The organism is Candidatus Pelagibacter sp., assembly GCF_052049575.1.
Lineage (GTDB): Bacteria > Pseudomonadota > Alphaproteobacteria > Pelagibacterales > Pelagibacteraceae > Pelagibacter.
Genome location: NZ_JBNGZQ010000002.1, coordinates 229864 through 243608 on the forward strand (window position 1 = coordinate 229864; position 13745 = coordinate 243608).

The 13745-nt window shown below is 26.4% G+C and carries 14 protein-coding genes; 3 read left to right on the top strand and 11 right to left on the bottom strand.

Annotation, left to right across the window (positions count from 1 at the left end):
* Positions 1–31 precede the first annotated feature (31 nt).
* From ACTT9C_RS04790 to ACTT9C_RS04805, 4 genes are read right to left on the bottom strand one after another with little or no spacing between them, the layout of a single operon-like run.
* Entirely contained in the window at positions 32–1438 is a 1407-nt protein-coding gene (locus tag ACTT9C_RS04790; RefSeq protein ID WP_440923359.1) for a TrkH family potassium uptake protein, read from the bottom strand.
* Positions 1439–1442: 4 nt separating this feature from the next.
* Positions 1443–2834, bottom strand: coding sequence for a Trk system potassium transporter TrkA (trkA, locus tag ACTT9C_RS04795; protein ID WP_440923360.1), 1392 nt, complete (start codon positions 2832–2834; stop codon positions 1443–1445).
* Position 2835: 1 nt separating this feature from the next.
* Complete coding sequence (locus ACTT9C_RS04800; protein ID WP_440923361.1) at positions 2836–4191, bottom strand: sigma-54-dependent transcriptional regulator; 1356 nt, start codon at positions 4189–4191, stop codon at positions 2836–2838.
* Positions 4191–5969: an ATP-binding protein gene (locus tag ACTT9C_RS04805; protein ID WP_440923362.1), complete on the bottom strand. Its 1779-nt coding sequence runs from the start codon at positions 5967–5969 to the stop codon at positions 4191–4193. Before ACTT9C_RS04805 ends, ACTT9C_RS04800 begins: the two co-directional genes overlap by 1 nt.
* A 26-nt stretch (positions 5970–5995) precedes the next feature.
* On the opposite strand from ACTT9C_RS04805, the gene ispF reads away from it, so the two are divergent.
* The 3 genes from ispF to ACTT9C_RS04820 are packed head-to-tail and all read left to right on the top strand — an operon-like array spanning position 5996 to position 8058.
* Positions 5996–7102 (top strand): 2-C-methyl-D-erythritol 2,4-cyclodiphosphate synthase, encoded by a 1107-nt coding sequence (gene ispF / locus ACTT9C_RS04810; protein WP_440923363.1) that lies wholly within the window; start codon positions 5996–5998, stop codon positions 7100–7102.
* Positions 7095–7613 (top strand): phosphatidylglycerophosphatase A family protein, encoded by a 519-nt coding sequence (locus tag ACTT9C_RS04815; RefSeq protein WP_440923364.1) that lies wholly within the window; start codon positions 7095–7097, stop codon positions 7611–7613. Before ispF ends, ACTT9C_RS04815 begins: the two co-directional genes overlap by 8 nt.
* A complete protein-coding gene (locus tag ACTT9C_RS04820) occupies positions 7597–8058 on the top strand; it encodes a CinA family protein (protein ID WP_440923365.1) in 462 nt (153 codons plus the stop codon). The genes ACTT9C_RS04815 and ACTT9C_RS04820 overlap by 17 nt, the downstream gene beginning before the upstream one ends.
* On the opposite strand, the gene ACTT9C_RS04825 is transcribed toward ACTT9C_RS04820, so the two are convergent.
* The 7 genes from ACTT9C_RS04825 to secG are packed head-to-tail and all read right to left on the bottom strand — an operon-like array spanning position 8035 to position 13742.
* Positions 8035–8493 carry a type II toxin-antitoxin system RatA family toxin gene (locus ACTT9C_RS04825; RefSeq protein ID WP_440923366.1) on the bottom strand — a complete coding sequence of 153 codons (459 nt, stop codon included), beginning with the start codon at positions 8491–8493 and terminating at the stop codon, positions 8035–8037. The genes ACTT9C_RS04820 and ACTT9C_RS04825 overlap by 24 nt on opposite strands.
* Positions 8493–9425 carry a lipoyl synthase gene (gene lipA / locus ACTT9C_RS04830; protein ID WP_440923367.1) on the bottom strand — a complete coding sequence of 311 codons (933 nt, stop codon included), beginning with the start codon at positions 9423–9425 and terminating at the stop codon, positions 8493–8495. Before lipA ends, ACTT9C_RS04825 begins: the two co-directional genes overlap by 1 nt.
* Positions 9409–9714 (bottom strand): FtsB family cell division protein, encoded by a 306-nt coding sequence (locus ACTT9C_RS04835; protein ID WP_440923368.1) that lies wholly within the window; start codon positions 9712–9714, stop codon positions 9409–9411. Before ACTT9C_RS04835 ends, lipA begins: the two co-directional genes overlap by 17 nt.
* Entirely contained in the window at positions 9714–10970 is a 1257-nt protein-coding gene (gene eno / locus ACTT9C_RS04840) for a phosphopyruvate hydratase (RefSeq protein ID WP_440923369.1), read from the bottom strand. Before eno ends, ACTT9C_RS04835 begins: the two co-directional genes overlap by 1 nt.
* On the bottom strand, positions 10971–11795 hold the full coding sequence (kdsA, locus tag ACTT9C_RS04845; protein ID WP_440923370.1) for a 3-deoxy-8-phosphooctulonate synthase: 825 nt from the start codon (positions 11793–11795) through the stop codon (positions 10971–10973).
* A complete protein-coding gene (locus ACTT9C_RS04850) occupies positions 11792–13408 on the bottom strand; it encodes a CTP synthase (RefSeq protein ID WP_440923371.1) in 1617 nt (538 codons plus the stop codon). The genes kdsA and ACTT9C_RS04850 overlap by 4 nt, the downstream gene beginning before the upstream one ends.
* Positions 13409–13448: 40 nt before the next feature.
* Complete coding sequence (gene secG / locus ACTT9C_RS04855) at positions 13449–13742, bottom strand: preprotein translocase subunit SecG (protein WP_440923372.1); 294 nt, start codon at positions 13740–13742, stop codon at positions 13449–13451.
* Positions 13743–13745 lie beyond the last annotated feature (3 nt).

A 13745-nucleotide genomic window follows, 5' to 3' on the forward strand; every position in this document is an offset into this window, starting at 1 on the left:
TCAAAATTAATCTTACATATACAATAATAAGCTAATTTTTAAAAAGGAATTTTTTTATTAAAAGCAAAATTGTTAATAACTCAATCCGGCCTACAATCATAAAGAAAATAAGACAATATTTACTAAATAATTGAAGGTTGTTAAAATCAAATTCTTCTAAACCATAGATTGAGGAATTAACAGTATTCATCAAAGTTAAAATAGACAATTTGAATGAATTTACAAACGTAATTCCACTTAAACTTAGCAATGAAGTTAATATTGATAAAGATAAAATGAATATTATGATTGTTAAAAAATATTTATTTATCTCCTCAAGATTAAAATTAATTTTCGTAAATATTAGTTTATTCATAAAAACATTTTTAGGTCTGCTAAAAGATAGGATTTGATTTAAAGAAAACTTAAATAATGAATAAATCTTTATAAATCTTAACCCGGAACTTGTTGAAAAAAAAGAACCACCAATAATAACCAAGATTAAGTATATAAAGTTTAAATTTTCTTGACCTGAACTTAATGAAAAACCAATATTTGTCATACTACTAATTACTGCAAAAAGGTTAATAAAAAAATCATAATTGAAACTAAAAAAGAGAAAAAAAATAGTTACAACAACTACTAAATAAGCAAATAAGTGTAGATCCTCATAAAAAAAATTAACATTTTTTTTTCTTAAAAATATTAAATTATATGAGAAAAAAAGACTAAAAAAAGAAAACAACATCAATAAAGAAAATATAATTATTTGAACATTTTCTTTAATTATCATTGATAATTCATTGACCGGTAAAAAACCACCTGATGAAATTATTGTTAAAGCTAAATTTAATGAATCAAATGTTCTTATTGAAAAAATATTCAAAATTATAAATATCAATATTGTCAATGATGTATATAAAATAAAAATTTTAGCCGCTTGTTTTAAAATTTCTGAACTATTGAAAGATATATAATTCGTCAAAGTTTTTTTAAAACTATCGTCAAAAATATCTATTAAATAGATTATTGAAAAAAGGAAGTAAAGACCACCTATCCATTGAGTTGATGATCTCCAGATAATGAGACTTTGATCGACTAGTTTTATATTATCAAAAACTGTGAAACCGGTAGAAGTAAATCCTGATATTGCTTCAAAAAAAGAGTTAGAAAAAGTTAAATTATAAATACTGAAATAAAATGGAATTGATAAGACAAATGGTATTAATAGATAACCTAAAAAAATAGTTAATATTTTCTCAAAAATATTAGATTTAAAGTCATATTTTCCAAATTTGAATAAAACTATAAATAAGATTAGTGATGTTACAAGAGTAAAATAATAAGTATCTAAATTTAAATAAAGATTAAAATAGTAAGAATAAAGAATATTAAAAAAAGAAAGTATTGAAATAATACCGAAAAAAAAACTTAAATATTTGATCTGTAATTTAAACATTTAGTTAAACGGAGCTAAGCCTAAAAAGATTTTCTACAACTCCGACTGTGTCTTTTTTTACAATTAAAACAATCTGATCGTCTTTTTGAAAAATGAAATCAGATTTCGGGATAATTACTTTCTTGTCTCTTAATACAGCTCCAATTCTTATTTCATCTGGTAAATTTGAATTTTTTAATTCTTTATTAATCAATTCTGATGACTCAATTATCTCAGCCTCTATAACCTCATACTCACCATTTGATATTGTATAAGCATTCTCAATAGTTCCCTTATGAATATGTTTTAAAATACTGGAAACTGTATTCATTCTAGGATCAATCAAGTCATCAATTTTTAAAGATGACTGTAATAAAGAATAATTTGGTTTATTGATTAAAGCCATGGTTCTTTTATCCTCAACATCTTTTTGATCTTTAGCAAATTTTTCAACAAGAACACTAACCATTAAGTTATCTTCATCATCATTAGTAAGCGCTAAAACAGTTTCTGCTTCATCTAGATTTGCCTCAGATAAAACTTCCTCGTCTAATCCATTTCCGTTTATTACAATCGTATTATTCAATTCATTTGCAAGATATTCAGATCTTAATTTGTCTTTTTCCACAATCTTAACTCTTACGCCTTCTAATGAATCTTCAATATTTTTAGCGAGATTGTAACCAATATTTCCCCCTCCAATAATTAAAATTTTTTTAGATATTTTTTCTGAGTGACCAAAGGCCTCTAAAGTTTCTGCCATTTGTGAAGAATTAATTATTACATAAATTTTGTCATTTTCTTTTATTTGATCAGTTTTTTTTGGAATAAAAGATTTATCTCCTCTAATAATCGCAATTATATTTGCATCCAAGTTTGGAAATTTATTTGTTAATTCATTAAGCTTTAAACCAATTAATTTACAATTGTCTTTAATTAATATTTCTAAAAGCCTGATTTGATTTTCCGCAAATGGAACACTATCTAAGGCTCCTGGTGCTTCTAATTTTCTTTGTATTGATCTTGCGATTTCAATTTCGGGTGAAATTATCACATCAATTGGTAAGTTTTCTTTGTTGTAAACTCTTGAAAATTTTGGATTTAAGTAATCTTGAGATCTAATTCTAGCAATTTTTTTTGATATGTTAAAAATTGAAAATGCTATTTGGCAAATCAACATGTTAATTTCATCATTTCTTGTAACTGCAATAATCATGTCTGTTTCGTTTGCATTGGCTTTTTCTAGAATAGATGGGTAAGTAGCTTTTCCTACTATTGCCTTTACATCTAAGCTATCATTAATTTTCTGTATATCTTCACTAGATTGATCAATAACAGTAATTGAGTGACCTTGCTCACTTAATAATTTGGCAATAGTAAATCCTACTCTACCAGCTCCACAAATAATTATATTCATTTTAATTAAATTCTTTAATCCCTAGACCTTTAAGCTTTCTATGTAGAGCACTTCTTTCCATACCAACAAAAGTAGCTGTTTTAGATATGTTTCCATTAAATTTCTTCAGTTGTATAGTTAAATACTCCTTTTCGAATTTTTCTCTAGCTTCTTTTAATGGAACAGATAAGTTATTTTCATTAATTCTATTAATATTATTCTCACTTTTTAAAGATTCTTTAATTATGCTTGAAATTTTTTCTTGAGTGCTTGGTTGCAATATAGCGATTCTCTCTATTAAGTTTCTTAATTCTCTGACATTGCCGTGCCAATCATGATTCAATATATAACTATTATTTTCATCAATATTTAACTTCTTTATATTGTAACCTTCTGCTATTTTGTCTGAAAAATAATTGATAAGTAAAGGAATATCTGAAATCCTCTCACTTAATGGTTTAATGTTAATCTCAAATACGTTTAATCTATGAAACAGATCTTCTCTAAAATTACCCAACTCAATTTCTTTTTTTAAATCTTTACTTGAAGAACAAATTAATCTGACATCAACATTGATATCATTATTACCATTTACTCTCTTAAATTTTTGATCAGTTAGAACTCTTAAAATTTTTGATTGAATTGTAAGAGGTATTTCAGATACCTGATCAACAAGGAGTGTGCCTTTATTAGCTTTTTCTAATGCGCCGTAAGAGATTGATCCATCATTTTTTTCTTCTCCAAATAATTCAAGTTCGTATTTATCATTATCTAATAAAGCTCCATTAATTATTACAAATGATTTATTTTTTCTTCTAGATTTTTTGTGTATCTTTCTCGCAATTAATTCTTTACCTGATCCAGATGGACCATTTATAAAAATTCTACTTTCGGTAAGAGAAATTTTTTCTATTTGGTCTCTAATATTTGAAATGTTTTTACTTTCTCCTATCAGATCATATGAAGAAAAAAGTTTATTTTCATATTCTTTATTTTGAGTTTTTAAATTTAGATTTTCAACTGCTCTGCTAATGAAATTTAATAATCTTGTGCGATCAAAAGGCTTTTCCACAAATTCAAACGCACCATGTTTCAAAGAATTTATTGCCATCTCAATATTTGCATGACCAGAAATCATTATAACTGGAACATCACTATTTTTTGATTTTATATGAGACAATAATTGAATCCCATCATTATCCCCTTTATCTAATTTTACATCAAGTATAGCTACGTCTGGCATTTTTTTGTCAATCTCTGTAAGTGCTTGGTTATAATTTGCCGCCATTCTAGTTTTGTACCCAGCATCAATAATAAGTTCATTCAGAATATTTCTTATATCTGAATTATCATCAACGATTAAAATTTCAATATTCATCAATAAAATACAATTTCTACTTTAGCTCCATTGGGCACTGAAAAAAAATTTAATTTACCATTATGATCATTTATAATCTTATTTACTATTGAAAGACCTAAACCTGTTCCATTTTTTTTTGTAGTGAAATAAGGATTTAATATATCTTTAATGTTTTTTCTAAAATTACTAAAACCAATTCCACTATCATTAATTACGATTGAAATGTGGTCATTTTTATCAAAAATTTCAATAGTAATAATTTTATCAAAATTGCCTGTATTTTCAGCTTTTTGTTGAATACTTTCTATAGAATTTTTTATTAAATTAAAAATAACTCTTCCTAGTTGTTCTTTATCACATTCAAATTCTAGATGAGATTTAGATGGAACAAAATTAATTTTTATGGACAAATCAATTTCGGACAGCAATTTTATATTATCTTTAATTATGTCAATTAAATTATTTTTTTTAAAAATAGGCTTTGGCATTCTTGCAAAATCAGAAAACTCATTTACTAAATTCCCGATTTGATTAATTTGATTATTAATTATCTTTAAATTTTCTTCAAAATTAACTTTTTCATTGCTATCAATTTGATTAGAATATTTTTCTTTTAATCTATCTATAGATAATTGAATGGGTGTAAGCGGATTTTTTATTTCATGAGCAAGTTTTCTTGCAAGATTACCCCAAGCTTCATGTCTTTCGTTAATAATTAATTTTTCTTGTTGATCTTTTAATCTATTTATCATTGAGTTAAAGTTTTTATTCAACTTTTCCATATCTTTGTCAGTTTTAATTTCAGGAACTTTTGAGCTTAAATCACCTTCACCAATAGCTGTTGAAGCTAGTATCAAATTATTAATTGATCTAAAAAATCTTGAAGAAAATCTTATTGCAATTGTAATAGATATGAAAAGTAATAAAGTTACTATGATTAGATAGATTATTGCAAAAGATATTTTTATACCAGTGCTTCTTTCTTCAACAGTATAATAAAAGTTTATAGCTTCTTGAGACTCATTCAAATATTTAGAAATATCTTTATCAAGGTATTTCACAACATATAAAAATCTATTTTCAAAAGCTTGTAGTCTTATTATTGCTGCAGAAATATTTTGTGGAGCATTAATAATTTTTAAAGGTCTGTCATCATCTAAAACAAGTTTTAATGCACGATCTAATGGCGGCAAATATCTAGTTAAATCATCTAAATTTGTAAATAATAATTTTTTATTTTGATCAATAATGTGTATTTCATCAATATCTCTAATTAATTTTTGAGTTTTAAGAAATCTTTCATATTCTTTAGGGTTATCATTAAGAAACTTAGCACTTTTGTTTGTATCGAAAGCAATTAAAATAATATCCGATTCAATCTTATTTCTTACTTCTTCAACATAACTTTTAGCAAGTTCATAAGAGTTATTTACAACAGTAGTAACTTTCTTATCAAAATATTTTTCAAGAGCAAAAGAAAACAAAAAAAGTGAAAAAATTGAGATTAATATTGATGGTATTAAAGTAAAAAGAGAAAAATAAGTAATATATCTTTTATTTGATTTTAGACCATCTTTATCAATATCAATCTTAATTGATCTTTTTACTTCTAAAAATATAAATAAAAATAGTAATATAAGTAAAAAAATATTTACTATTAACAAATATTGTAAATTATTTTGGTTTAACTCAATAAAACTTCGATCAATGAATGTTAAAAAAGTTAAAAATCCAATAAATAGTGTGATACTAGATAGAATAATAATGAATATATTTTTTTTCAAAAATTCAATCATAATTTAGAATTATAGTATTTAAACGAATGAACAACTATTTTGTAATACTGGCCGCTGGGAAAAGTAAGAGATTTCATAAAGATATCGCTAAACAATTCTATTATTTTAAAAATAAAGAGATTATCGATTATTCGGTAGAAAAATCAATAAATTCAAAGCTTTTTAAGAAAATTCTAATTGTTACAAACAATTTAAAACATTTAAAAAAAAAAAGATATCCTAAATCAATAAGTATAATAAAGGGTGGAAAAGAAAGATCGGACTCTTCTTTAATAGCACTTAAATTTCTTAGAAAATACAAACCTAAGAACATTTTTATACATGATGCTGCAAGACCAAACTTTTCCATTAGATTACTAAAAAAAATTTCAAAAAATCTTAAAAAAAATACAGCTGTTGTCCCAACCGTATTGTCTAAAGACTCAATAAAGTACAAAATTAAAGATCAAGTATTTAATCTAGATAGAAAAAAAGCTTTGTTAACTCAAACTCCACAAGCCTTTAGATTTAAAGAGTTATATAATCTTGCAATAAAAGAAAAAAATAAGGTGAATGATGAAGCTACTCTTTTTCTTAAAGAAAATTATAAAATAAAATTTATATCAGGAGAAAACCAAAATACTAAAATAACTTATTTAGAGGATATAAAAATTCCCAAAACGTATTTTGGTATAGGTTTTGATATTCATAGATTAGTTAAAAATAAAAATCTTTATCTTGGTGGAATTAAAATACCTTTTCATTCTGGTCTTGAAGGACATTCGGATGGTGATGTTATTTTACACGCCATAACTGATGCAATTTTAGGTGCAACGAAAAAAAAAGATATTGGTACTTATTTTCCAAATACAAAAACGTTTAAAAATATTAGATCTCCAAAAATGCTAAGACCAATAATAAATAATCTTTATAAATCTAATTTCTCAATAAATAATCTAGATATAAATTTGATTTGTGAAAAGCCTAAAGTTTCAAAATATAGGGATAAAATAATCAACTCAATATCAAAACTGATAAATTTAAAAAAAAATCAAATAAATTTAAAAGGAAAGACAGTTGAAAAATTAGGCTTAATTGGAAAAGAAAAAGCTATTGCATGTGAAGTTATAATTTCAATAACAAAATATGATTAAATCTATTAATACTTTGTTTGTTACAATGTTAGGTTTAGGAAAAATTCCTAAAATTCCTGGAACTTTTGGTTCACTAGTTACAGTGATACTCCTTTATATATTTTTTCATATATTCAATTTATCCTCTGACGTAATATTGATATTTTTAATATTAATCTTTATTTTGTCTTTTTTAGCCATATCAAAGCATATTAAAAACAATGAAAATAAAGATCCAAAAGAAATAGTTATTGATGAATTCATAGGCCAATCAATACCAATTTATCTTTATGAAATTTCGCATGGTATAGAAAAATCACCAAATGAAGCATTAATTTTTTATGCTGTTTGTTTTATTTTATTTAGATTTTTTGATATTACAAAGCCATTTCCTGTTAGTTTTTTTGACAAAAAATTTAAAAACAGTTTTGGTGTTATTATGGACGATGTTTTTGCGGGATTTTATGTTGTTTTATCTTTAATTTGTTTTATGGTTTTAACTAGTTTTTTTCCTAATGAAATCTTTAATTAAATTATTAATTAAAAAAAAAATAAAGATATCTGTTGCAGAGTCTTGTACAGGTGGATTATTGGCCAGTACTATTACTTCAATTAGCGGTGCATCAAAAATATTTAATCTAGGTTTAGTTACCTATTCCAATCAAGCAAAAATTCAAATTCTAAAAGTCAATAAAAAAATTATCAGAAAATATGGTGCAGTAAGTTATGAATGTTGTCATGCAATGGTTAACAATTTATCTAAAATATCAAAAGCTAATATAAATGTATCCATAACTGGTATTGCGGGACCTAAAGGTAACACCAAATTAAAGCCTGTGGGTTTAGTTTTTATTGGTGTTAAAAAGGGTAATAAAATTCAAATAAATAAGTGCTTATTTAAAAGTAAAAAAAGAAACTTAATCCAAAAAGCTACAGTTAAAAAAACTTTAAATTTAGTTCTTAGAATTGCCAAATAGGCTCTCAGCCCTTTTTTGAAAAGCATCAGCAATTTTCTCTAGTCCAAATTGAAAAGATACAACCATTAAAGAATTTAGAAATTTATTTTTAATTTCAAAATCGATATCAAAAATAACCTCAGTAATTCCATTATTTTTATCAGTAAATTTCCAATGATTTGATAGATGATTTAAAGGTCCCTCTATATTCTTCACAATTATTGAGTCATCTTTTTTATTATAAACTACATCACTTTTATAAGTGTCTTTGAATGGTCCTTTGCCAATAGTTAAGTCTGCAATTATCTTTTTTAAATCACCTTGATCTTTATTTTCATAAATTTTTGCATTAAAACAAAATGGCACAAATTCAGGATATTTTTCAATATCCAAAACTAAATTGATTAAATCTTTTTTTTTACATTCAATTAATCGCTTAACTGATGCTTTTGGCATTAATGATTTTTTAATCTACTTTGTTGAAGTTTAGCAAAGTCTTCGTCTGCATGATATGAGGATCTTGTTAAAGGAGTAGAGGAAACTAATAGAAACCCTTTTGCTTTTGCAATGTCACCTAATTCTGTAAACTCCTCTGGTGTGTAATATCTATCCAATGGAAAATGCTTTACAGATGGTTGTAAATATTGTCCAATTGTTAGAAAATCTACATCAGCAGATTTTAAATCATCCATTACTTGCAAAATTTCATCTCTTGTTTCACCCAAACCAACCATTATTCCAGATTTAGTAAAAATTCTATTGTTCATTTTTTTTGCATTTTTTAAGAGTTCGAGAGATGCAAAATATCTTGAACCAGGTCTAACTTTTAAATAAAGACTAGGTACGGTTTCAATATTATGATTAAACACATCTGGATTAGCTTCTAATACTTTTTTATAAGCATCACCTTTTCTTAAAAAGTCAGGTGTTAAAACTTCAATAGTTGTATTAGGATTAGTTTTTCTTGTTTGTTTAATTACTTCATAAAAATGGTTTGATCCACCGTCATCTAAATCATCTCTATCCACTGAAGTAATAACAACATGTTTTAAATCTAACTTTTTAACAGCTTGAGAAATTTTGATTGGTTCAAGTTTGTCTAATTTATCTGGTTTTCCAGTTTTTACATCACAAAAAGCACATGCTCTTGTACAAGTATCACCCATTATCATAAATGTTGCATGTCGTTTACTCCAACACTCAGTTATATTAGGACAATTTGCTTCCTGACAAACTGTCACAAGATTGTTTTTATTAACAATTGTTTTTGTTAAAAAAAATTCCCTACTATTATTCAGTTTCGATCTAATCCAAACTGGTTTTTTTTTAATAGGATTTATAGGATTTTTTACTTTTTCAGGATGTCTAGGTCTAATTTTTTGTGTCATTTTTTATAATATAAATTTTTTCATTTTTTTTACCGAATAAAAATCTCTCTCTAATCAATGTTTCAATATAATCAATGTCTAGATTGTCACTTAATAACGAATTTTTAAAATCCAAGTCATCAATTTTATTGATTAATGATGTTTCTTTGATTTTTAATTCGCTTAAAATTTGTTTTTTTTCTAAATAAGAAATCAATCCTCTTTCACCAGACAAAAAATTAAAAAAGAAATAAATTATCAAAAAAAATGATATTAATAAAAAATAATTTTTTTTTAGTCTTTGAAGCATTAATTAATTTTATTCATTCTAGCTTTTTTTCCAAGTTCTTCTTCTATACGTATTAATTGGTTATATTTAGCTACTCTTTCTGATCTTGCTAAAGAACCCGTTTTAATTTGATTTGAATTGGTGCCTACAGCTAAATCAGCAATAAATGTATCTTCACTATCACCAGATCTATGTGAAATGATTGTTTTAAAACCTATAATTTGGGCGAACTTAATTACATCTAATGTTTCGGTAACTGTCCCTATTTGGTTTAATTTAATTAAAATTGCATTTGAAGAGATATTTAAGAAACCCTTTTTAAGTCTTTCAAGATTTGTAACATAAAGATCGTCACCAACAATTTGAACTTTTTTTACTGATTTCATTAATCTATTCCACGCTACCCAATCATCTTCTGCAAAAGGATCTTCGATAGATTTAATTTTATACTTTTTAATTAACTTTTTATATTCATCGATAGATTTTTTTACCGAGATGAAGCTCTTAGAGTGTATAGAATATTTACTTTTTTTATGCAGTTCATTTGCAGCTACATCTAAACAAATAGATACATCCGTGCCATTTGTAAATCCTGACTTTCGAATTGCTGAAACAATTAAATCCAAAGCTTGTTTATTATTGCTAATCATGGGTGCAAATCCACCTTCATCGCCAACTGATGTCGACAATCCTTTAATTCTAATAAGTTTGCTTAAATTCTTAATTACTAAGAAACATATTCTCATTGCATCTGAAAAATTACGTGCACGGTCTGGTCTGATCATAAATTCTTGAATTCTCAAACCATTATTAGCATGAGCACCTCCATTGATAATATTCATTAATGGGTATGGTAACTTATAATTATTTTTTATTAAAAATGTTTTGTATAAAGGTAATTTTTTAACTTTCGCTGAAAGTTTTTTTGCTGCCATAGATACAGCTAATATAGAATTAGCACCCAATTTTGTTTTTTGTCTTGTTCCATCTAAGTTAATCATTAATGCATCTATTCTTTCTTGATGATGGATATTTTCTCCTTTTAATTTTTTCGAAATTTTTGAATTAACAAGATTTATTGCTTTGAGAACACTTTTTCCTAAATATTTCTGATTATTCTTATCTCTTTTTTCAAAAGCCTCATAAGTGCCAGTTGATGCTCCTGAAGGACAAATAGCAATAGCGCTATTATTTTTTATAAAAACTTCAGCTTCAATTGTTGGATTTCCTCTACTATCAAATACTTGACGAGCTTTAACTTTTGTAATTTTACTCACTTAATTTTTTATTAAATTATCTATATCAGTTAATTGTTTTAATAGACTCTCCAATTTATTTAATGGAATCATATTAGGACCATCTGATGGTGCATTATCGGGATCTTGATGAGTCTCAATAAAAACTCCTGCGACGCCTACTGCAACAGCTGCTCTAGCTAAATATTCAATAAACTCTCTTTGCCCTCCACTTTTTTCACCAAGACCTCCCGGTTGTTGAACTGAGTGAGTTGCATCAAAAATAACTGGATAACCATTTTTTGCCATAATAGGTAAAGCTCTCATATCTGAGACTAAAGTATTGTAACCAAAACTAGCTCCTCTTTCAGTTACTAAAATATTTTTATTTCCTGAATCTGAGATTTTTTTTGTTACGTTAATCATATCCCAAGGTGCTAAAAACTGACCTTTTTTTACATTTATTATCTTATTTGTTTTAGCTGCAGCTACTAATAAATCTGTTTGGCGGCACAAAAAAGCAGGAATTTGCAAAACATCAACATGATTTGCAACAATAGAACATTGTTCGATATTATGAATATCTGTTAGGATTGGTATGTTAAGTTCTTTTTTAATTTTATCAAAAACAGGAAGAGATGCGTCAAGTCCAGCACCTCGTTTACCTTTTAAACTTGTTCTGTTCGCCTTATCAAAAGATGTCTTATAAATAAATCCAACATCAAATTTCTTAGTAATTTCATGGATTTTACCGGCCATATCCATCGCATGTTGTTCGGTTTCAAGCTGACAAGGACCTGCAATAATACATATTTTACTATCGTTAGAAATTTCTATTTTGTTACAATTGACCTTTATGTTGCTCATTTATGATTTTTTGATGCCTTAATAAAAGATGAGAATAAAGGATGAGGAGCTAAAGGTCTAGATTTAAATTCAGGATGAAACTGAACTCCTATAAACCACGGATGGTTTTTTAACTCAATTATCTCTGGTAGTTTATTATCTGGTGACATTCCTGAAAAAATTAATCCTTTATTTTCAAATTGATCTTTAAGACTGTTGTTAACCTCATATCTGTGTCTGTGTCTCTCTTTTATAGATCTAGATTTATAGACTTTATTTATGGCAGAATTATTTCTCAATTTAGCTTCGTATAATCCTAATCTCATTGTTCCACCTAGATTTTGATCTGTACCTTTTATTATTTTACCATTTTTATCCCATTCATTAATTAAACCTATAACTGGATAGCATTTTTTATCTAATTCACTTGATCCTGCTTTCTTGATATTCAATTTATTTCTTGCAAATTCAATAATGGCCATCTGCATTCCAAAACAAATACCTAAAAATGGTACCTTATTTTCTCTAGCATATTTGATAGCAGAAATTTTTCCCTCTGTTCCTCTTTTGCCAAAACCTCCTGGTATCAATAATCCTGATGCGTTTTTTAGTTTCTTTTTGATCTCGCTATTCTTTAGATAATCAGATTCAATCCTTATTAAATTAACTTTCACTTTATTTGCAATACCACCATGTACTAAGGCTTCATCCAAAGATTTATATGCATCTTTCAAATTTACGTATTTTCCAATTATTGCTATATTTACAGTTTTTTTAGTATTTAAAACGATTTTAGTTATTTTTTTCCATGGACTTAGATTAGCTCTTTTTTTAGATTTAAGTTTAAAATATTTTAAAACCCGTTTATCAAGTTTTTGGTTGTAAAAACTTATAGGTGCTTCATAAATCGTTCGGACATCTACTGTCTCAATTACATTTTCAATTGGCACATTGCAAAACAAAGATATTTTTTTTCTTTGATCTAATGGTATGGATTGTTGAGATCTACAAATAATAATATCAGGTTGAATACCGATACTTCTAAGCTCTTTTACAGAATGTTGAGTTGGTTTTGTTTTGATTTCATCCGATGATTTCAAAAAAGGGACAAAAGTTAAATGAATAAATAATGTTTTAGACTTACCATGTTCATTTGAAAATTGTCTTATTGCTTCTACAAATGGTAAACTCTCAATATCCCCAACAGTTCCTCCAATTTCACATATTACAAAATCTTCATTTGTAATATCTTTTTTAATAAATTCTTTTATTCGATTTGTAATATGAGGTATAACTTGAACAGTTTTTCCAAGATACCCTCCTTTTCTTTCTCTTTTAATTACATCACTATAAATACGTCCAGTAGTGATGTTATCTGATTGTCTTGACGATATATTTGTAAATCTTTCATAGTGACCTAAATCTAAATCAGTTTCTGCGCCATCATCAGTTACAAATACTTCTCCATGTTGGAATGGACTCATTGTTCCAGGATCTACATTTAAATAAGGGTCCATTTTTCTCAATCTAACTTTATAACCTTGTGATTTTAGTAAATATGCGAGTGAAGCTGATGAAAGACCTTTTCCTAAAGATGAAACCACGCCGCCCGTGACAAATATATATCGCGCCATGGAAGTATCTTATAACTAATAAAAAAGTAATTGAAAAGTATTAATTATTATTTTCTGGAATAGCTGGTGTATCTTCCTCAACTTGATCCAAAACTGAGCTAGATGGCGTTAAATCACCTCTAGAGACGATTGTAAGTGCTAAACTACATATAATAAATAAAGTTGCCACAATGCCAGTAGCTTTGGTCATAAAATTTCCCGCTGTTTTTGAAAACATCAAATTTTCTTGAGAAACTCCAATTCCTAATGCACCCCCTTCTGATTTTTGCATTAAAACCAATAAAACCAAAATCAATGCCAAGATAATATTAAGCACTAACAATATATTTTCCATGGG

What these genes read in the sequence shown, in the direction of transcription:
- ACTT9C_RS04790 (WP_440923359.1), bottom strand. Translation starts at nt 1,438, where the DNA reads ATGTTTAAATTACAGATCAAATATTTAAGTTTTTTTTTCGGTATTATT.
- trkA (WP_440923360.1), bottom strand. Translation starts at nt 2,834, where the DNA reads ATGAATATAATTATTTGTGGAGCTGGTAGAGTAGGATTTACTATTGCC.
- ACTT9C_RS04800 (WP_440923361.1), bottom strand. Translation starts at nt 4,191, where the DNA reads ATGAATATTGAAATTTTAATCGTTGATGATAATTCAGATATAAGAAAT.
- ACTT9C_RS04805 (WP_440923362.1), bottom strand. Translation starts at nt 5,969, where the DNA reads ATGATTGAATTTTTGAAAAAAAATATATTCATTATTATTCTATCTAGT.
- ispF (WP_440923363.1), top strand. Translation starts at nt 5,996, where the DNA reads ATGAACAACTATTTTGTAATACTGGCCGCTGGGAAAAGTAAGAGATTT.
- ACTT9C_RS04815 (WP_440923364.1), top strand. Translation starts at nt 7,095, where the DNA reads ATGATTAAATCTATTAATACTTTGTTTGTTACAATGTTAGGTTTAGGA.
- ACTT9C_RS04820 (WP_440923365.1), top strand. Translation starts at nt 7,597, where the DNA reads ATGAAATCTTTAATTAAATTATTAATTAAAAAAAAAATAAAGATATCT.
- ACTT9C_RS04825 (WP_440923366.1), bottom strand. Translation starts at nt 8,493, where the DNA reads ATGCCAAAAGCATCAGTTAAGCGATTAATTGAATGTAAAAAAAAAGAT.
- lipA (WP_440923367.1), bottom strand. Translation starts at nt 9,425, where the DNA reads ATGACACAAAAAATTAGACCTAGACATCCTGAAAAAGTAAAAAATCCT.
- ACTT9C_RS04835 (WP_440923368.1), bottom strand. Translation starts at nt 9,714, where the DNA reads ATGCTTCAAAGACTAAAAAAAAATTATTTTTTATTAATATCATTTTTT.
- kdsA (WP_440923370.1), bottom strand. Translation starts at nt 11,795, where the DNA reads ATGAGCAACATAAAGGTCAATTGTAACAAAATAGAAATTTCTAACGAT.
- ACTT9C_RS04850 (WP_440923371.1), bottom strand. Translation starts at nt 13,408, where the DNA reads ATGGCGCGATATATATTTGTCACGGGCGGCGTGGTTTCATCTTTAGGA.
- secG (WP_440923372.1), bottom strand. Translation starts at nt 13,742, where the DNA reads ATGGAAAATATATTGTTAGTGCTTAATATTATCTTGGCATTGATTTTG.